Annotated in this window: 16 protein-coding genes; 12 read left to right on the forward strand and 4 right to left on the reverse strand. The window is 51.6% G+C overall.

Going from position 1 to position 18,176, the window contains the following annotated elements:
* Positions 1–7: 7 nt before the first annotated feature.
* Both PsAD26_RS11045 and PsAD26_RS11050 read right to left on the reverse strand, forming a co-directional pair.
* Complete coding sequence (locus PsAD26_RS11045; protein WP_063310417.1) at positions 8–5,317, reverse strand: autotransporter domain-containing protein; 5,310 nt, start codon at positions 5,315–5,317, stop codon at positions 8–10.
* 339 nt (positions 5,318–5,656) lie between these two features.
* A complete protein-coding gene (locus PsAD26_RS11050) occupies positions 5,657–6,103 on the reverse strand; it encodes an Rrf2 family transcriptional regulator (protein WP_084403637.1) in 447 nt (148 codons plus the stop codon).
* Positions 6,104–6,399: 296 nt separating this feature from the next.
* Here PsAD26_RS11050 and PsAD26_RS11055 point away from each other — a divergent pair, with 296 nt between their 5' ends.
* Positions 6,400–6,621 carry a hypothetical protein gene (locus PsAD26_RS11055; protein ID WP_063310465.1) on the forward strand — a complete coding sequence of 74 codons (222 nt, stop codon included), beginning with the start codon at positions 6,400–6,402 and terminating at the stop codon, positions 6,619–6,621.
* 126 nt (positions 6,622–6,747) lie between these two features.
* On the opposite strand, the gene PsAD26_RS11060 is transcribed toward PsAD26_RS11055, so the two are convergent.
* Positions 6,748–7,038: a DUF1330 domain-containing protein gene (locus PsAD26_RS11060; protein WP_063310418.1), complete on the reverse strand. Its 291-nt coding sequence runs from the start codon at positions 7,036–7,038 to the stop codon at positions 6,748–6,750.
* Positions 7,038–7,736: a GntR family transcriptional regulator gene (locus tag PsAD26_RS11065; RefSeq protein WP_063310419.1), complete on the reverse strand. Its 699-nt coding sequence runs from the start codon at positions 7,734–7,736 to the stop codon at positions 7,038–7,040. Before PsAD26_RS11065 ends, PsAD26_RS11060 begins: the two co-directional genes overlap by 1 nt.
* Positions 7,737–7,847: 111 nt before the next feature.
* Here PsAD26_RS11065 and PsAD26_RS11070 point away from each other — a divergent pair, with 111 nt between their 5' ends.
* The 11 genes from PsAD26_RS11070 (at position 7,848) to PsAD26_RS29690 (ending at position 18,094) form a co-directional block, all read left to right on the forward strand.
* On the forward strand, positions 7,848–8,456 hold the full coding sequence (locus PsAD26_RS11070) for an amino acid synthesis family protein (RefSeq protein ID WP_063310466.1): 609 nt from the start codon (positions 7,848–7,850) through the stop codon (positions 8,454–8,456).
* Positions 8,422–9,228 carry an alpha/beta hydrolase gene (locus PsAD26_RS11075; RefSeq protein ID WP_063310420.1) on the forward strand — a complete coding sequence of 269 codons (807 nt, stop codon included), beginning with the start codon at positions 8,422–8,424 and terminating at the stop codon, positions 9,226–9,228. The genes PsAD26_RS11070 and PsAD26_RS11075 overlap by 35 nt, the downstream gene beginning before the upstream one ends.
* A 17-nt stretch (positions 9,229–9,245) precedes the next feature.
* Entirely contained in the window at positions 9,246–10,163 is a 918-nt protein-coding gene (locus tag PsAD26_RS11080; RefSeq protein WP_063310421.1) for a flavin reductase family protein, read from the forward strand.
* A 3-nt stretch (positions 10,164–10,166) separates the two neighbouring features.
* The gene (locus PsAD26_RS11085) at positions 10,167–11,213 is read left to right on the forward strand and encodes an LLM class flavin-dependent oxidoreductase (protein ID WP_063310422.1); all 1,047 of its coding nucleotides are present in this window, start codon (positions 10,167–10,169) and stop codon (positions 11,211–11,213) included.
* Positions 11,213–12,679 carry an aldehyde dehydrogenase gene (locus PsAD26_RS11090; RefSeq protein WP_063310467.1) on the forward strand — a complete coding sequence of 489 codons (1,467 nt, stop codon included), beginning with the start codon at positions 11,213–11,215 and terminating at the stop codon, positions 12,677–12,679. Before PsAD26_RS11085 ends, PsAD26_RS11090 begins: the two co-directional genes overlap by 1 nt.
* A 110-nt stretch (positions 12,680–12,789) precedes the next feature.
* The gene (locus PsAD26_RS11095; protein WP_063310423.1) at positions 12,790–14,463 is read left to right on the forward strand and encodes a BCCT family transporter; all 1,674 of its coding nucleotides are present in this window, start codon (positions 12,790–12,792) and stop codon (positions 14,461–14,463) included.
* A 108-nt stretch (positions 14,464–14,571) separates the two neighbouring features.
* Complete coding sequence (locus tag PsAD26_RS11100; RefSeq protein ID WP_063310424.1) at positions 14,572–16,023, forward strand: NAD-dependent succinate-semialdehyde dehydrogenase; 1,452 nt, start codon at positions 14,572–14,574, stop codon at positions 16,021–16,023.
* A gap of 11 nt (positions 16,024–16,034) precedes the next feature.
* Complete coding sequence (locus tag PsAD26_RS11105) at positions 16,035–16,415, forward strand: carboxymuconolactone decarboxylase family protein (protein WP_208985636.1); 381 nt, start codon at positions 16,035–16,037, stop codon at positions 16,413–16,415.
* A gap of 170 nt (positions 16,416–16,585) precedes the next feature.
* On the forward strand, positions 16,586–17,134 hold the full coding sequence (locus PsAD26_RS11110) for a thioredoxin family protein (RefSeq protein WP_063310426.1): 549 nt from the start codon (positions 16,586–16,588) through the stop codon (positions 17,132–17,134).
* A 119-nt stretch (positions 17,135–17,253) separates the two neighbouring features.
* Positions 17,254–17,832 carry a hypothetical protein gene (locus PsAD26_RS29345; protein WP_063310427.1) on the forward strand — a complete coding sequence of 193 codons (579 nt, stop codon included), beginning with the start codon at positions 17,254–17,256 and terminating at the stop codon, positions 17,830–17,832.
* 112 nt (positions 17,833–17,944) lie between these two features.
* Positions 17,945–18,094, forward strand: a complete 150-nt coding sequence (locus PsAD26_RS29690) for a hypothetical protein (protein WP_193758281.1) — start codon at positions 17,945–17,947, stop codon at positions 18,092–18,094.
* The last annotated feature ends 82 nt before the right edge of the window (positions 18,095–18,176 follow it).

The raw sequence follows: 18,176 nt of genomic DNA on the forward strand, positions 1-18,176 counted from the left end.
TTTCTCCTCAATACTGCACGAATAGTCTGGCGTTGGCGCCGTGGTCTACGGCTTGGTCGGCGAGGAGGCCGTAGTAGTTGATGTTGAGTTGGATGTGATCACTGAGGTTGGACTGGAGGCCGGTTTCGATCAGGGCCACGTTGCGGGCGATGGGGACGCTGGCGACGGTGAAGGGGTTGCCGCTGTCGATGAAGCTCTGGGTGTAATCGAGCGTATCAGCAGAAGAGTATTGCCATGCTGCTAAGCCAACAAAGCTTGTGTCCCCATAAAGGTAGTTGGATAGGTCAAACTCGCCGCGTGTTCCCAGCGTCAGGAAGGTGAGAGAGTTGGATTGCCCATTTGCTTTGAGTGCTGCTGCGCCGCCGGTTTCATTGAAACCGGGGCCGGAGAGGTAAGCATAAGCAACTCCTGCGAAAGGCTGCAGATTGCCGTAGGTGCTTTCCAACGTGTATCCAAGCTCACCAAACACTTGCACAGAACCGGCGAACTGGTCAGACGACAGTGTTTCTTCCGGGAAGAGGCTTACATCGCGATCAGTTGCAATGTTGTACCAAGTACCGGCAACACCTCCGCGCAGTTTGACGTTGTCGATTGGATTAGCACTGGCGTAGCCGCCGACACTGTAGCTGTCACTGTCAGATGAGGCATCGATGGAGCTGATGTCGATGGAGGTTCTGCCGAAACCTGCAACCACACCCAGTTGGACCATGTCAAAGTAGGTCGCATCAACACCAACCAGAACACCGCCAACGCTTCTGCCTGTGGTGCGGGCATTGCCATCAGAGAAGAATTGACCCCAGCTGCCGTAGACCTGACCCCACATCTCAAAGGGGCCAACTTTTCGGGAAACTGTGTCGTCATCCACTTCTGAGGCAAATGCGCTGTGGGCCTTGTAAAGGCGGTCATTCACCGCTTGTCGCAGGAAGCGGCTATCGGCGAGGAGGATGGCACGGGTTGAAGCGTTGATTTCACCGGCGAGTGGGTCGAGAAGAGCATTAATCTGAGCGTTGTTCATGGGAGCAAGCTGTGTGAAGAGATCGCCGCTCTCATTGATGGTATCAAGCGCCAGAGTGACTGAATGCTCGTTGCGCGTATCTGCCAGACCATTGAAGTTGTTGGAGCTGCGGATGAACTGGATCGCGACATCGTTATCGTCTCCAGGAATACCGTAAAGCACATTCACATCGAGCATGAACATATCATGGTTCACGGAGTCGAACGTGCCTGTCGGAGGCTCTGTATCTGGAGTGGACAGGTTGTCGATAATGACGAACTCATCGCCGATCTTAACTGGGGTTGGGCCAGAAACACTGATGAGATCAAGGGCCACGTTGTTTAGGTCAACGCTGCCACCTGCGAGGATCTGGATCTGATCCGCGTTTGCCATTCCAGATACTGGATCAGAGCCGATTTCCATTTCGAGTGTACCACCGGTGCCAGTCGCGTCCAGACTGCCGAGCGTAATAGTGCCGAAGGACGCTCCGGGTGCGATAATGCCGCCGTTAAGCGTAACGCTGCCGCTGGCTGTGCCGTACCCTTCGAGCCGACCATCTGCGTTCACGGCTAAATTACCTGTTAGAGTAGAACTATCCGTTGAGGACGTACCAATCCGCATGGTGCCGCCGTTGATGGTGGAGCTGACCAGCGATTTGGTGCCGTCTGACAGGATAAGCGTACCTGCACCGTTCTTTAGGAAGGTACCTCCACCCGGAGTAGCATCTCCTGTCCAGGTGAGGGTTGCGCCTGCGTTTGCCATGTCGATGGTATTGTCATTGCTATCTACCTGCAGCTTGGTCGTGTCGACAGTTTCGCTGCCAGTGCCCAGATAGAAAAGGGTTCCGCCGTTTACGATTACGTTGCCGGACCCGATAGCCGAGGTGGAGAAGCCTTCCAGACCGACAGTGCCTGTGTCGATTTCAATATCTGCTGTGTAGCCTGAGTTGTCGCCAAGCAGATTGACTTCGCCGGGACCAGTGAAGACAACCTGATCAGAACCTGTCAAACCGGACATGATGTTGATCTGGCCAACGATGTCAGTCGTTCCAACTACGTTCCCGGCTCCGGAAAATGCCAGCTCATTGATGGTGACCGTGCTGCCGCCGGTGTAGGTCAGGGTTGAGGAATTCAAAGTGATTCCAACGTTACCATTGCCGATGTTGGTGCCGTCGTTGAAGATCAACTCGGTATCGGTTACCCCAAGATCTCCAGTCCATGAGCTGTTGGTGCCGGTAAGGGTAGCAGTTTGACCTCCATCAATGGACAAGTTGCCTGAACCGGAAAGGTTCGAGGAGATTTCCAGAACGACCGTATTGTCATCAATGTCGATTGTGTTGCTTGTGCCACTGGCGATAGCAATCCTTGAGAGATTGACCTCTGTGGTACCCTGATAGAGCAGGTTACCATTGCTGAGGGTGGTTGTGCCAAGCCCAAGGCGGCCCGGATCGGTAAATTCGATGGAACTGTTTTCCTGAACAATGAGGCCACCAGAGAAACTGTTGTCGCCCTGCAGGTTGACCGTGCCACCAGACCCAATGGTGAGAGTCCCCGGTGTACTGCCTCCATCTGTGATATCACCAGTCAGTGTCAAGGTGCGTCCGGTTTGCACATCAAGCGTACCATCATCATGCATCTTGAAATTATTGGCGATGGTCGCATCTGCACCGGAAATAAAACTCAGATCACCACCGTAAAAGAGAACGTCACCTGTGCCGATGTTGGCCGCTGCTCCGAACTGTGTAGTACCGGCTGCCAGGTCTAGTCCACCGCTGAAGCTGCTGCCTGCTCCACCCAGAACCAGCGTTCCTGCCCCGAGTTTCTTCAGCACCCCTGTACCACTGATGTCATTGCTTGCAGTGAGGGTATCACCAGAGCCCACCGTCACGGATGATGTTCCATCCAGATCAATCAGATTGGCAATCGTCGTGGTTGTTCCGGTGAAATTGAGGTTACCGCTGTCGAGTTCAATCGCACCTGTGCCCAGATCATCGGAGTCTGCAAAGCCAACCGTGCTGTTTTCCTGAACGATCAGACCGCCTGAGAACGTGTTGGTTCCTCGCAGATTGGCTGTGCCGCCAGAGCCGATGGTGAAGGAGCCCGGTGTGCCGTCACCGTCAACGATGTTGCCTGTGATTGTCAGAGTACGCCCGGATTGCAGGTCAAGACTACTATCATCATACAGTTCAATCGTATTTGCGATTGTTGCGGAGGTTCCGGTGAAGTTGAGGTTACCGTTGTCGAGTGCAACTGTGCCGGTGCCTAGGTCATTGGAATCTGCAAAGCCAACAGTACTGTTCTCATGAATGACAAGGCCTGCGGAAAATGTATTGCTCCCTCGCAGATTGACCGTGCCGCCGGAGCCGATTGTCAACGTGCCGGGTGAGCCCCCGCCGTCAACGATGTTGCCTGATATGGTGAGAGTACGCCCGGATTGCACGTCGAGCGTGCCATCATTGTGCATTTCGAATGTATTTGCGACGGTTGCATCTGAGCCGGAGACATAACTCAAATCACCACCGTAGTAAATGATATTTCCAGTGCCGATGTTGGCTGCTGCTCCAAACTGAACGGTGCCTTCTGCCAGATCTAATCCACCGCTGAAGCTGCTGCCTGCTCCGCCAAGAACGAGTGTTCCATCACCGAATTTTTTCAGTCGGCCCGAACCGCTGATATCATTGCTGACGGTAAGAGTATCACCAGTCCCAACTGTCATGGAGGACGTGCCATCCAGATCAATTAGGTTACTAATGGTTGCGGTGGTTCCGTTGAACGTGAGGTTGCCGTTGTCGAGCTCAACAAAACCGCTGCCAAGATCGTCGGAGTCAGAGAAGCCAACAGTGCTGTTTTCATGAACGACAAGACCACCAGAGAATGTGTTGGTACCTTGCAGATCAACTGTCCCGCCGGAGCCGATGGTTAGTTTGCCAGGTGAACTGCCACCATCAACGATGTCGCCTGTGATCGTGAGAGTACGCCCGGATTGTACGTCGAGATCGCCGTCATTATGCATCTCGAACGTGTTTGATATGGTTGCATCCGAGCCAGAAACATAGCTCAGATCGCCGCCATAGTAGATGATGTTACCGCTGCCGATATTAGCCGCTGCTCCAAACTCTACAGTTCCGTCGGCCAGATCTAATCCACCGCTGAAATTGCTGCCTGCTCCGCCGAGAACCAGAGTTCCGGAGCCCAGCTTTTTCAATCGGCCCGAACCGCTGATATCATTGCTGACAGTGAGAGTGTCACCGGAACCAACCTCCATGGAGGAGGTGCCGTCCAGATCGAACAGATTGTTGACTGTAGCGGTTGTTCCATTGAAGGTGAGGTGGCCGTTGTTAAGTTCAATTGCGCCAGACCCAAGATTTGATGCGCTGGAAAAAATAACTTCTGTGCTGTCGATATCGGCGCCGCCAGTCCAGGTATTGTTGCCTGACAGTGTGGTTGTGCCGTTGCCTTCAAATCTAACCTTGCCGTTGCCGATGATGTCACCAGCAAGAGTTAAATTGCTATTGGAGGTTTCGAATGTGGCGTCATTCAATGCACCCACATTTGTGACTTCAATATCGCCGTTGACCGTTGTGCTGCCAGTGGTCACAATTTTGCCGCCGACAAAGTCGAGCTGAGCGTTTCCTACCGCGTTGGTTCCGGTGAAGACGGCTATCGCGTTTTCCTCAAAGAACATTTTGCCAGAAAACCGGCTGTTATTATTAGTTATCTGAGTGGTACCGTTTTCAAAAAGGACTTCGCCTGCACCCGATGAGACGGAGACCAGATCTGCCATAAGATGATTTCCACCGGTGCTCGTGGTGTTAATCACAATCTTTGAGCCGTTTAGCATGTAAATGTCGTCTACCCTAAGGTAGCCGGCTGCAAGAGCAGCTGCGTTTTCTTCTCCGCCAATGTTGATAGTTCCTTGGCCTTCCAAAACAATGTCGCCAGTTGGTGCAAAAAGCTGGCCGCTCTCATAGAGATTTATAGTGCCCTCGTTGAAACCGTTTGCAACTTCTATGAGTACGAAATTTCCTGACTGAGAGACTGCCGCACCCCCAAATACGTTCAGTGTGCCGTTTGCGTTTGCAACGCCGATCTCTACTAATTGCCCAATGGGTACCGTCGTTCCACTGAATACATTCAGTGTTCCATCAGCTCCGTTTTGGCCGATGCGCAACCCATTTGTGCCATTGATTGTGTAGGGAGGATTGTCGATGGTGCCAGTAATAACTGTCTGAGCATCTGCCCGTTCCACCTGAAGGCTGAACAGGCAGGCAAATGCGAGGCCCGCAAGTGCAGTTGTTCCAAAAAGACGCTCACTGTACCACATTTCAACCCTCACACAGTTGCTAGCAACAGCAGTTCTGAGACAGTTGTTCAGTCGAGACAGCCATGACGGAAGACCGCGCATAGCAAAACGCAGCTTCAGTGTAAGTAATCGCGTTAGTAACCTGTTAAGATTTCTTTGCGCTACACAAGTATGCTGTATTCGATAGAAGAGCTATGAGGTGATACGAAATACATGTTCCACAAGCTATAGATTAACTGAATCGAATATAGTCATTAATAGAGTTTTTATTTATTAAATTAGATTTAATTGTGAACTGATAATGTCGCTGGCAAGAAGTGCTTAATATAAATTTACATGAATATTATAGATATTTTTGTGTTACTTTTGCTGAGATGCGAAAGCTGTTGGCACCGGCAAATCAGCCACAGCACTCTCAATTGTCATTTCATCAAGTACGCTCAGGAAAGCGCTAGAAGCTCGCTGCATGAGAGATTTCACGCGGCAAGAGGGGAGGAAGCAGCATTGGATTTCTCCACATTCGCTCTGTCGTAGACATTCGACCACTGCAAAGTCGTTCTCCACTGCGCGAACCACATCTCCAACGCTGACGTCTTTTGCGGCACGCCCCAATTTAAACCCACCGCCGCGTCCACGCATAGTTTCCAGAATGCCCGCCCGCGAAAGCTGATTAACGAGTTTCATCACGTGCCCGCGAGAAAAACCTTGCTGCAAAACGATTTGATCGATGCGCTGAAGTATGTCTGGTTGCATGGCGCATTGCATAACGAGCCTTAAGGCAAAATCACTGGCTTGATTTAAACGCATGACGAAGCTCCAAAGATATATCGAGCGTATATCATAAATGCCCTACTGTCTGAATGTTGAATTCAACAAGTTTTTCCAAACCACATAACTATCTGATACATTTAACAATATCAGCGGTGTAAGCCATCGGCTTTCGAATAAGATGTATTTTATATATACCTTAAAATATACCCTGTGATAAAGATATATATGAAATAGATATTATGATTCGGAATGCGATGTCTGGAAACTGAAACGCAGATTGTCCGGCGTTCCGTTTTGCTCGGCGTAGAAAATTTTGAGTGATGGAGGTCGTTATGTTGCCTGCAATTGTCTTGATCGCAGAGGGGCTGGTTGTCCTATGGTTCCTGCTATTCCTTACGATGATCACAAGCATCTATCTGGATGGCAGAGGATACGGTTCAGCAGTGAGACCCAAGGCTGAGCTGTCTTTTTTCAAACATCTTCGTGTCTTCGTAACACTCGGCATATCAATCGCCTGCATTGTAACTTTGGCCGAAGCGTTCGAGTTGATCTGACAGAAAGCGGAAGAGTTCCATGAAAATCTACGAATACTTCCCCGCCATCTTCATCTGGGCCATAGTCCCAGCCCCCCTCTGGATCTGGCTAGGCCTGGTCTGGTTTGTGTGAGAGGGTAGGGGAGCTTACTCCATTCCCTCGACGATCATAATGTCTGCCAAGGCAGCGGTTTTGCGGTGGGATTTGGCTTCTTGGTATTCTGGGGAGTGGTAGCAGGCCAGGGCTTGTTCCATGGTGTCGAACTCTATGACCACGTTGCGGGGGTGTGAGGTGCCCTCCAGGTGTTCTGTTTTTCCACCGCGGGCGAGGAAGCGGGCACCGTATTTTAGGAAGGCGGCTGGAGCAGTCTGGGTGTAGTTTGCGTATGCGTCCGCATCCGTAACTGTGACGTGGGCAATCCAATAGGCTTTAGGCATTATTTTTCGCTTTTGCTCAGCTCTGCAGTCAGAAGGGTTTTGGCAATATTGGCGGCTTCCGTCAGGTGTAACTGAATGGCAGCTGCAGCGGCTTGAGGGTCGTTTGTGTCGATTGCAGAGAAGATTTTTTCGATCCGCTTATACCCTGCATCATGACGGTCACGGGTGCCCAACGTCATCGCACGCAGGCGGCTGATACGCCCATTGAGCCGCTGAACAACTTCCCAGGCAACGTTTTGGCCGCTGATCTCGAAAATGCACTGATAGAATAATGCTGTTGCTTCAAACAGGTCGTTTGTTTCGCCACTGCTGTAGGCCAACTTGAGCTGAGCGAGTGCTTTGCCAAGTTTTTTCTTATCCCCATCTTTGGCCAGTTCTGCGCATTTTTGTGCGGCACTGGTCTCCAAAAGCATGCGGATTTCGTAGATCTGTTGCGCGTTTTCCCAATCCAGTTTTGCAACAATCGGGCCTTTGTTTGGAAGTATCTCAACAAGGCCTTCCGCTTCAAGATATCGGATTGTTTCCCTTACAACCGAACGGCTTACACCAAGCTGATCGCAGAGTGGACGCTCGACCAGGCGGTCTCCTGACTGGAAGTGGCCGGCAATGATAGCGGCTCTCATTTTCTCAAGAGCCATATCGCGGAGCGTCATAGTGGGACGCTCAATTTTCAAAGGATTATTTGCAGTAGAGATCATGGCATCAATCTAGCTCGCGTTGACTTCATTCGCAAGAAGGTATTGACATTCGGTATTATGGTATACCATCTTATCACCATTGAATTTGACAGTGGAATGAACGGAAGACCAATGCCAGCAGAGATACGCAAGACACTTCTTCACGTGGAAGACACGCTGATTGAAGGTGGCAAAAAAGCAGAGACCCCATTGCGGATGATTGCGGCAGTTGCTGTTGTCAAAAACCCATGGGCTGGGCAGGGCTTTGTTGAAGATCTGCGTCCGGGCATCCATGATGTTGCACCAGATGTTGGCAAACTGCTGACGGACATGATTATCAACTTTGCAGGTTCTGGTGAGGCTGTTGAAGGCTACGGCAAGGCAGCTGTTGTTGGTGTGAATGGTGAAGTCGAGCACGCCTCCGCGCTCATTCACACACTGCAATTTGGCAATTTTTACCGTGAAGCTGTTGGCGCCAAAACCTATCTCGCGTTCTGCAACACCCGCGCTGGTGCAAACGCTCCGATCATGATTCCGCTGATGGACAAGAATGACGGTGGGCGCCGTTCACACTATCTCACCATTCAGCTTGCTATTCCGGATGCACCGGGTCCAGATGAAATCGTCATCGCACTGGGAGCGTCACTCTCAGGACGCCCGCACCACCGGATTGGTGATCGTTATCAGGACCTAAAGGAGCTGGGACATGACGTTGACAACCCTGCAGCTGTCACATCCTAAGGGCACAGTTTGCTACCGTGAGGTTGGCGAAGGTGAGCCGCTTGTGCTGGTCCACGGGGTTGGCATGCAGGATGCTTCCTGGGAACCGCAAATCGAGCACTTTGCGAAAACGCATCGGGTTATTGCGGTAAACATGCCGGGGCATGGAGGAAGCACTGCGCTTCCTCAAGGCTCTCAGCTGGAAGACTATGTGGCGTGGTTGCATGCAGCGATCTCAGCACTTGGGTTTGATCAGGTGAATCTTGCTGGTCACTCCATGGGTGCATTGATCAGCGGTGGTTACGCAGCAACGTACCCGGAACGCGTAAAACGCGTTGCTTTGTTGAACGGTGTTTACCGCAGATCTCCTGAAGCTCGCAGTGCTGTGGAGGCACGGGCAAAGGAAATCGCGGAGGGCAACATCAACATCGATGGCCCTTTGAGCCGTTGGTTTAGTGAGAGCACTGCAGATCAGCAGGCGAAAGAAAAAGTCGGCAATTGGCTCCGGGAGGTTGATCCGGTTGGCTATGCAGTCACTTACAACGCATTTGCACATGGGGACGCGACCTATGCTGACAAATGGGAGGAGATCAGATGCCCGGCGCTTTTGTTGACGGGTGATGGTGATCCGAACTCCACCAAGGAAATGGCGGTGGATATGGCCAAGGCAGCGCAGGACGGCATGGTCTGCATCATTGAAGGCCATCGTCATATGGTCAATCTGACAGCACCGGAACAAGTCAACGCCGCAATGGCAAGCTGGTTAAAACAGCCAATAAGAACAAACGGATAGAAAGGGAGATCTACCCGATGACAGCGATGGACCCACGTACATTGAGGAATGCATTTGGTACATTCCTTACCGGTGTTACGGTTGTGACAGCCCATGGGCAGGATGGTGAGCCGCTCGGCTTTACAGCAAATTCCTTTTCAAGCGTTTCCCTTGATCCGCCATTGTTGCTGGTGTGTCTTGCGAAAAGCTCCAGCAATTATGAAGCGTTGACTGAGGCATCCGGTTTCGCCGTCAATATTCTGGCAGAAACCCAAAAGGATGTGTCCAACACCTTTGCCAGTCGTGTTGAAGACCGTTTTGCGACTGTTGACTGGAAAGTTGGTCCTCACGGGTCGCCGGTTCTTTCCGATGTTGCTGCGTGGTTTGATTGCTCAATGCACAATGTGGTGGACGCGGGCGACCATGCAATTTTGATTGGCGAAGTGAAAGCCTTTGAGACCGGCGTTGCCAATGGTCTCGGTTACGCTCGTGGTGCGTATTTTACTGCCACACAAGAAGTCAGCTCTATTCAGGTAGATAGCGAAACCGTTGTTAGCGCTCTCTTGGAACGAGACAAAAAAGTGCTGTTTTTTGAAGATGATGCAGGACAACTGCGGTTGCCAACGCGCAACGTCAGCAAAGGCACACCAACCAAAGAACTTACAGCATTACTGGAAGAGATTGGCGTCCCGTCTTCTGTCGGCTTCATTTACTCCGTCTACGAAGATGAAGAAGCGAATGCCCAGCATCTGGCTTTCCATTGCTCAGCCGGTGAAGGGGCCAGCCAGTCTGGAAACTTCCTTGCGCTGACAGATGATGTGCTGGCGCGCGTGCAGGATGCTGCCACACAGAAAATGCTGGGCCGGTTTGCGAAGGAGACGCAGAAGGGCAATTTCGGCATCTATTTTGGGAATCATGAAAACGGCGAAGTGCGCAAAATCGCACTGGGAGAGTAAGCCATGAAATTTTCACTTTTCATCCATCTTGAGCGCATTTCCGCCGATGAGAGCCAGCAAAAGCTCTATGACGAGTTTCTGCAGCTTTGTGAGATTGCAGACAAAGGCGGCATGCATGCGATCTGGACTGGTGAGCATCATGGCATGAACTTCACCATTGCGCCGAACCCTTTCATCAACCTTGTAGATCTGGCACGGCGGACCGAAAATGTACGTCTTGGAACAGGAACTGTCATCGCCCCTTTCTGGCATCCAATCAAGCTGGCTGGCGAAGCAGCTATGGCGGATATCATTATGGATGGCCGTCTTGAGCTGGGTATTGCTCGTGGTGCCTACAGTTTTGAATATGAACGCATGATCCCAGGCCTTGATGCGTGGGAAGCTGGTCAGCGCATGCGCGAGTTGGTTCCTGCCGTCAAAATGCTCTGGGATGGCGATTATGCCCATGAAGGTGAGTATTGGCAGTTCCCGAAAACGACATCTGCACCACAACCAATGCAGGATCCGCACCCACCTGTCTGGGTTGCTGCGCGTGATCCAAACTCCCATGATTTCGCTGTGGCACATGGCTGTAACGTGCAAGTTACGCCGCTTTGGAACGACGACGATGAAGTTGAAAGCCTCATGGAGCGCTTCAACGATGCTTGTGAGAAGAGCCCGTCTGTTCCACGCCCGAAAATTATGTTGCTGCGCCACACCTATGTTGGTGGTGATGAAGCGGATGTTCAGCAGGGTGCTGAAGAGGTCAACCGTTTCTACAACTACTTTGGTGCATGGTTCAAGAACGAACGCCCAATCACTCAGGGTCTTATTGAGCCGCTCAGTGACGAAGATATTGCGAACCATCCGTTCTACAGCGCAGAGCAGATGCGCACCAACAATGTGATCGGTACCTCTGAAAAAGTCATCGAGCGCCTCAAGCACTACGAAGACCTTGGTTACGATGAATACTCATTCTGGATTGATAGCGGCATGACGTTTGAGCGCAAGAAAGCCTCTCTTGAACGCTTCATCAATGAAGTGATGCCTGCTTTCCAAAAGGATGCATGATGAAACGCTTCCAGCACTATATCGATGGTCGTTTTGAAGATGGCTCAGCACAATTTCAAAGTCTGGACCCGGCAACAGGCCAGCCTTGGGCAGAAATGCCCGAGGCGCGGACTGAGGATGTAAACCGTGCTGTTGCTGCAGCTGAGCGGGCTTTCTTTGATCCTGCCTGGAGCAACCTGACCGCAACACAGCGCGGCAAGCTGCTTTACAAACTGGCAGATCTGGTTGAGGCGAATGCGCCTCAGCTGGCACAGTTGGAAACGCAAGACACCGGGAAGATCATCCGCGAAACATCTGCCCAGGTGGCGTATGTGGCGGACTACTATCGGTATTATGCTGGCTTGGCAGATAAGATTGAAGGGGCTCACCTTCCAATCGACAAGCCGGACATGGAAGTCTGGCTACGCCGTGAGCCTGTTGGCGTGGTGGCTGCCATTGTTCCTTGGAATAATCAGCTGTTCCTGTCTGCTGTTAAGATCGGTCCTGCATTGGCTGCCGGCTGTACGTTGATCGTGAAGGCATCAGAAGATGGGCCTTCGCCTCTTTTGGAGTTTGCCAAGCTGATTGAAGAGGCTGGTTTCCCCAAAGGTGTGGTCAACATCATCACCGGGTTTGGTGCTGAATGTGGGCAGGTGCTGACATCGCATCCGTCCGTGGTTCATGTCGCGTTTACTGGTGGACCGGAAACGGCAAAGCACATCGTGCGCAATTCTGCGGAAAATCTTGCCAGCACGTCACTTGAGCTGGGCGGCAAGTCTCCGTTTATCGTGTTTGAGGATGCTGATATCGACAGCGCCGTAAATGCGCAGATATCCGGCATTTTCGCAGCGACAGGCCAAAGCTGTGTTGCAGGTTCTCGTCTGATCATTGCAAAAAGCATCAAGGACGAGTTTCTTGCTCGTTTGAAGGCCAAAGCTGAAGCCGTTGTCATTGGACATCCGCAGGATATGGCAACAGAGGTTGGCCCTTTGTGCAGTCAGCGCCAGCGCGATCACATTAATGCAGTGATCAAAGCTTCTGTTGAAGCTGGTGCGACGGTGCTGACCGGTGGTGTGGATTGCGACCGTGATGGCTTCTACTTCCCACCGACCATTCTGGATTGCTCAGAGGTGCCGAATGCTCCTTGTGTGACAACCGAGCTGTTTGGTCCGGTGCTTTCTGTTCTTACCTTTGAGACAGAGGCTGAAGCCCTGCAGATGGCGAACGACACAAAATTTGGCCTGGCTTCCGGCATCTTCACACAAAGCCTGACGCGGGCACACCGCATGGTGAAGGGCATTCGCTCCGGCATCGTGTGGGTGAACACCTATCGCGCAGTTTCCCCTGTCGCTCCGTTTGGTGGACAGGGACTTTCCGGTCATGGCCGTGAAGGCGGACTGCAGGCAGCCTTGGATTACACAACAGTCAAAACAGTTTGGTTGCGCACCTCTGATGATCCGATACCGGATCCATTCGTTATGCGTTGAGAACAGGGAGAACCCCATCCGTAGCTCCTGTTCAGCAGGGGTTGGAGATAAGCCGGTGATGAAACCCGGCATGGACACAATGTCCGATTAATTTAGCCTGGGAGGGAACTATGGCTATCGAAAAAGAGCACATTCAGAAAGATCTGAATGTTGCCGAAACGGGGCTCTTTAAGGGCTTGCACAACGGAATGTCGATCGCGGCCAAGGCTATGGTTGCGGCATTTGTTGTGTTCACGATTTTGAATGTTGATTATGCTGGTGAGCTGTACGGGGCGGTACGCAGCTGGGTCGAAACAGCGCTGAGCTGGTACTACATCTCCTCAGTCATGATCATCTTCTTCATTTGCATTGGCTTGATGGTCAGCCGATTTGGCTCCATCCGTCTGGGTGATGATGATGCACGTCCGGAATTCAGCAACTTTGCATGGTTTGCAATGCTGTTTTCCGCAAGTGTATCCATCGGTATCATGTTCTTTGGTGTTGCTGAGCCGTTGTTCTACTTCGACAACTCCGCTGGTTGGGGTTACCCGAACAACCCGTTTGCGGATATGGCTGGCCACAATGAAATGAACATGGACCGAGCAGTAGATGCGGTTCGCGTGACCAACTTCCATTGGGGTCTGCATGGTTGGGCGATTTACACCATCACCGGTCTTTGCCTCGCATACTTCTCATTCCGCAAAAAGCTGCCGCTGACATTCCGTAGCGCGCTTTACCCGATCCTTGGTGAGCGCATCTATGGTCCGGCTGGTCATGCTGTTGATCTGCTTGCTGTGTTTGGCACCGTATTCGGCATCGCGACGTCCATGGGGCTTGGCGTAAACCAGATGGCACAGGGCCTGAATGTGCTGTTTGGTGTCGATCCGGGCACTCTTACCCAGATTGCTCTGGTTATTGGTATTTCCATCATCGCGACACTGTCTGCTGTCTCTGGCATTGGTAAGGGTATTCGTATTCTTTCCGAGTGGAACATCGCTCTTACACTGCTGTTGATCCTGTTCTTTGTGGTGGCGGGTCCATCTCAGTGGCTGGCAAGCTTCTTCCTCACATCCGTTGGTGATTACATGTCCCACTTCCTGTCCATGGGCTTCTGGACCGCAAGTGAACCGGGCGATGTAAAATGGCAGGGCGGTTGGACCATGTTCTACTGGGGCTGGTGGCTTTCCTGGGCACCATTCGTGGGCATGTTCATCGCACGCATCAGCCGTGGTCGTACCATTCGTGAGTTTATGTTCGGCGCGATGCTTGTGCCAACCGTGATGGCCTTCCTCTGGATCACCATTTTTGGCGGCAATGCACTGTTCATCGAAATGAATGCACCAGGCGGTGTTGGTACCGCAGGTCTGATTGATACCGTCAACAGCTGGAACCTTGGTGGCGCGCTCTATGGCACCATTGAGCAGATGACCTCTAATGGTACAATCAGCTGGTTGATTGCAGCACTCACCACCTTCTTGCTGGCGACATGGTTTATCACGTCGTCCGACTCCGGCACTTTGGTTATCACGACCATCCTGTCTATGGGCAATGCACACCCACCTAAACAGCACCGTGTGATCTGGGGTGTTGCTCAAGGTGTTGTTGCTGCGGCGCTCTTGTTGGCTGGTGGACTATCCGCTCTGCAAACTGCTGCAATTGCGGCTGCCTTGCCGATCAGTGCTCTTGTGGTTCTGATGTCATGGGGAATTGTGAAGTCGCTCATGCAAGATTCAAGTGCAGTGAGAGACCCTCATGAAGAGGTTGCTCCGGACGGAACTGCGCTGGACCGTGAATTGCGAGCCTAATCCGACTTAACGGAAAATGAACGGAATGGGGGCCACATCTGGTCCCCATTCTTTTCCGGCGTGATGACTATGCCGATGTGACAACAATGAAAGACAAAGGGTGTCGCCATGGACCTAAAGCTGAACAACCCAAGCCTGTTGCAATTCGGTGCATATATCGATGGCAGCTTTGTTTCGCGCCAGAAAACCTTTGCAGTCAACAACCCCTCTACAGGTGAACTGATTGCCAATGTTGCAGATTGCTCGCGCTCTGATGTGGTCGATGCCATCAACGCCGCGAAGACTGCGCAAAAAGCATGGGGCAAGCGCACAGGCAAGGACCGTGCGCAGGTTCTGAGGCGCTGGTTCGACTTGTTGATTGAGAATGCTGATGACCTCGCGGCTATCCTGACCGCAGAAATGGGGAAGCCAGTTGCAGAAGCAAAAGGTGAGATCCTCTATGGCGCCAGCTTTATTGAATGGTTTTCGGAAGAAGCAAAGCGTGTTTACGGCGATACTATTCCGGGGCATCAGGAAGACAAGCGCATCATGGTGATCAAGCAGCCAGTCGGGGTTGTTGGTGCTATCACACCATGGAACTTCCCCAATGCCATGATCACCCGCAAAGCTGCGCCTGCACTGGCTGCTGGTTGTGCCATGATTGTAAAACCTGCTGCTGAAACACCTCTTTCCGCATTGGCGCTGGCATTGCTGGCAGAACAGGCTGGCATTCCCAAAGGCGTGCTGAGCATTCTGCCATCGACGGATGCAGTCGCCGTTGGTGAAGAGCTGTGCACCAACGACATTGTCCAGAAGATCAGCTTCACTGGCTCCACAAATGTTGGCCGCATTCTCATGCGCCAAAGCGCTGACCAAATCAAGAAGCTCTCTCTGGAACTGGGCGGGAATGCACCGTTTATCGTGTTCAATGATGCAGATCTGGACAAGGCCGTTGAAGGTGCATTGATTTCCAAGTTCCGCAATGCCGGCCAAACCTGCGTCTGCTCCAACCGCATCTATGTACAGGATGGTGTTTATGACGCCTTCGCCAAAAAACTTGCAGATGCTGTTCGTAATCTGAGTGTTGGTGATGGCTTCCAATCCGGTGTGACCATCGGACCGCTCATCACAGAAGCTGCCGTTCAAAAGGTAGAATCCCACATCAAGAATGCACTTGAGAACGGTGCGAGTATTGTGTGCGGTGGTGAGCGCAGTGACATGGGCGGCACCTTCTTTGAGCCAACCGTTCTTGCCAATGTGACGAGTGAGATGGACGTGGCAAGAGAAGAAACCTTCGGCCCGCTCGCCCCATTGTTCCGCTTCAAGGAAGTTGATGAAGCCATTGCGGCAGCGAACGATACCGAGTTCGGCCTAGCCTCCTACTTCTACAGCAATGATCTCTCCACGGTCTACAAAGTAGCAGAAGAGTTGGAGTACGGCATGGTAGGTGTCAACACGGGCCTGATCTCCACTGAAGTTGCACCATTTGGAGGCGTCAAGCAATCCGGCCTTGGCCGCGAAGGCTCCAAGTACGGCATCGAAGATTATGTTGAGATGAAATATATCTGCATCAGCGTTTAAGAGAGAAAATGATAATGTCTGACCGGTTTGAAAAAGGCCTGAAACAGCGTAAATCCACCCTTGGCGCTGAGTACGTCGAAGCCAACCTGGCAAAGGCGGATGACTTCAATCGTCCGTTTCAGGAAGCCATGACCGAATGGTGCTGGGGTTTCGGCTGGGGAGATGACGCTATCGATGCACCAACTCGCAGTCTGATGAACCTGGCCATGATCGGTGCTCTCGGAAAAATGCACGAATGGGAGCTGCACTGCAAAGGCGCACTGCGCAACGGCGTCACCAAAGAACAAATCCGCGCCGCCTGCCACATAGTCGCCATCTACGCCGGCGTCCCCGCCGGAGTAGAATGCTTCCGCAGTGCAAGAAAGGTACTGGAAGAGGCGGGTGAATTTTAATCGGTGTTTGGCAAAAGTTAGTGCTTTGCTTTTGGTACATACTGAAATTGGATAAGAAAACTGCACCTCGAGAGTGCAAGTGTGAACTCATAGGTTGGTTGTTCTAATAGACATTCCAAACCAATCTATGAGAACCTTCATCCAGATCAACGACCTAAAAGGATCGTATTGTGCTTCTGAATACTCCTGTTTGTGACTTTGGTTGGAAGGCGCCGGATTTTACGCTTAAAGACCCTGATGGAAATAGTTCCACTATGTCGGAGTGTATTGGTGATAAGGGGCTCCTGATTGCGTTTATTTGCAACCATTGCCCTTATGTGCAGGCGGTTGGAGATCGTTTGGCGGCAGATACCAGCATGCTCATCTCTGAAGGCTTTGGGGTTTTAGTAGTGATGTCCAATGGCTATCATTTGATTCCTGCAGATGCTCCACGCAAGATGAAAGACTTTTCGCAACTGTATGGCTTTGAGTTTCCTTATCTGGTTGATGAAGACCAAACAGTAGGAAAGACATATGGTGCAGTTTGTACGCCAGACTTCTTTGGTCTCAACAATAAAGGTGAATTACAATATCGTGGTCGTTTAGATGATGCAGGATTTAACGATCCGAGCGGACGCAAAACTGAGCTTTTGGACGCGATGCAGCTAATTGCAGAAACAGGTCGAGGACCTGAAGAACAGATCCCAAGCATGGGATGTTCGATCAAATTAGTTCCATAAGATTGATTATCCGACTTTCACATCAAGGAACGGTATTTTAGACCCGTAATCTTCCAGAATTGCTGCACTTATTGGAATGAGCGACCCTGTCAAAAAAATTATACGGGAGCTCTTATCTGATGGTTACTCGAGAGCGGTATCTTTGGACGGTCCAGATCCTTGTTCGCTCCGATGGCGAGCGCCTACCGCTGGTGCTCGACGCCAACGGCGTGCCCGCCCATTATCCCACCTGCTTAATCCTTTCAAAGCGCAGCAGAAGCTTAGCGTCAGCTTCCTTGCGTGCCGTTGCGACTGATCTGGTTCACTTGGGGCAGTGCGCAATCCGTATGGGTATTGATCAGAATGAGCGTCTTGAAAATGGTGAGCTTATCGACCTCTCAGAGGTGTCGGAGCTCGCAGAACTATGTGGCGTTACCACGACTGCGCTTCGGAGATTAAACTCGACCACAGTAGCTGAGATACGTCGTGGTGCTGGCTTTTCCCGAAGTGATGGCGTCATCAATGCCACCAAGAACCGGCGTATCGCAACAGCAATCGAATACATAAATCTTATAGCCCGTATTGGTGAGGCCCAGGTTCCAGCGGCCGACAGGCGTTCATTGTCAAATGCCCGAAAAAAAATGATTACCCTCCTGCGCGAGCATAAAGTTAAAATGCGCTCCTCACGGATACGGGCTGCATTTTCAGAAGTTGAATAATCATCGGTTGTAAAGTTCATTCTCAACGGAGATCTGGCAGAACGAAACCATTTGCCAAAGAAACTGGGCGCTGGTGAATCTCCTGGTGACCACGGGCATTCGGGAAGGTGGAATGCTTCAGTTGAAGGTAGGCGATGTTGATCTTCAAAAGCTAACAATTACCATCGCCCGCCGCCCGGATGATCCAGAGGATCCGCGTAAAAGAGAGCCAAACGCCTGTTTGTCGGCGACGCCTTATGGACAAATCGATCGATTTGAGTAATGGAGTGTTTTGGCCCATGATCACTAGATTAGGAGTGAACAATGGGGCAATACACAAGGACCGCCAGCGCTGCAGCTGAGAA

It is taken from the genome of Pseudovibrio sp. Ad26 (assembly GCF_001623285.1).
GTDB classification, from domain to species: Bacteria; Pseudomonadota; Alphaproteobacteria; order Rhizobiales; family Stappiaceae; genus Pseudovibrio; species Pseudovibrio ascidiaceicola.

Coding starts and splice junctions, on each gene's coding strand:
- PsAD26_RS11075 (WP_063310420.1), top strand. CDS start 8,422: ATGACGTTGACAACCCTGCAGCTGTCACATCCTAAGGGCACAGTTTGC.
- PsAD26_RS11100 (WP_063310424.1), top strand. CDS start 14,572: ATGGACCTAAAGCTGAACAACCCAAGCCTGTTGCAATTCGGTGCATAT.
- PsAD26_RS11080 (WP_063310421.1), top strand. CDS start 9,246: ATGACAGCGATGGACCCACGTACATTGAGGAATGCATTTGGTACATTC.
- PsAD26_RS11055 (WP_063310465.1), top strand. CDS start 6,400: ATGTTGCCTGCAATTGTCTTGATCGCAGAGGGGCTGGTTGTCCTATGG.
- PsAD26_RS11090 (WP_063310467.1), top strand. CDS start 11,213: ATGAAACGCTTCCAGCACTATATCGATGGTCGTTTTGAAGATGGCTCA.
- PsAD26_RS11070 (WP_063310466.1), top strand. CDS start 7,848: ATGCCAGCAGAGATACGCAAGACACTTCTTCACGTGGAAGACACGCTG.
- PsAD26_RS11045 (WP_063310417.1), bottom strand. CDS start 5,317: ATGTGGTACAGTGAGCGTCTTTTTGGAACAACTGCACTTGCGGGCCTC.
- PsAD26_RS11095 (WP_063310423.1), top strand. CDS start 12,790: ATGGCTATCGAAAAAGAGCACATTCAGAAAGATCTGAATGTTGCCGAA.
- PsAD26_RS11065 (WP_063310419.1), bottom strand. CDS start 7,736: ATGATCTCTACTGCAAATAATCCTTTGAAAATTGAGCGTCCCACTATG.
- PsAD26_RS11050 (WP_084403637.1), bottom strand. CDS start 6,103: ATGCGTTTAAATCAAGCCAGTGATTTTGCCTTAAGGCTCGTTATGCAA.
- PsAD26_RS29345 (WP_063310427.1), top strand. CDS start 17,254: ATGGTTACTCGAGAGCGGTATCTTTGGACGGTCCAGATCCTTGTTCGC.
- PsAD26_RS11085 (WP_063310422.1), top strand. CDS start 10,167: ATGAAATTTTCACTTTTCATCCATCTTGAGCGCATTTCCGCCGATGAG.
- PsAD26_RS11060 (WP_063310418.1), bottom strand. CDS start 7,038: ATGCCTAAAGCCTATTGGATTGCCCACGTCACAGTTACGGATGCGGAC.
- PsAD26_RS29690 (WP_193758281.1), top strand. CDS start 17,945: ATGCTTCAGTTGAAGGTAGGCGATGTTGATCTTCAAAAGCTAACAATT.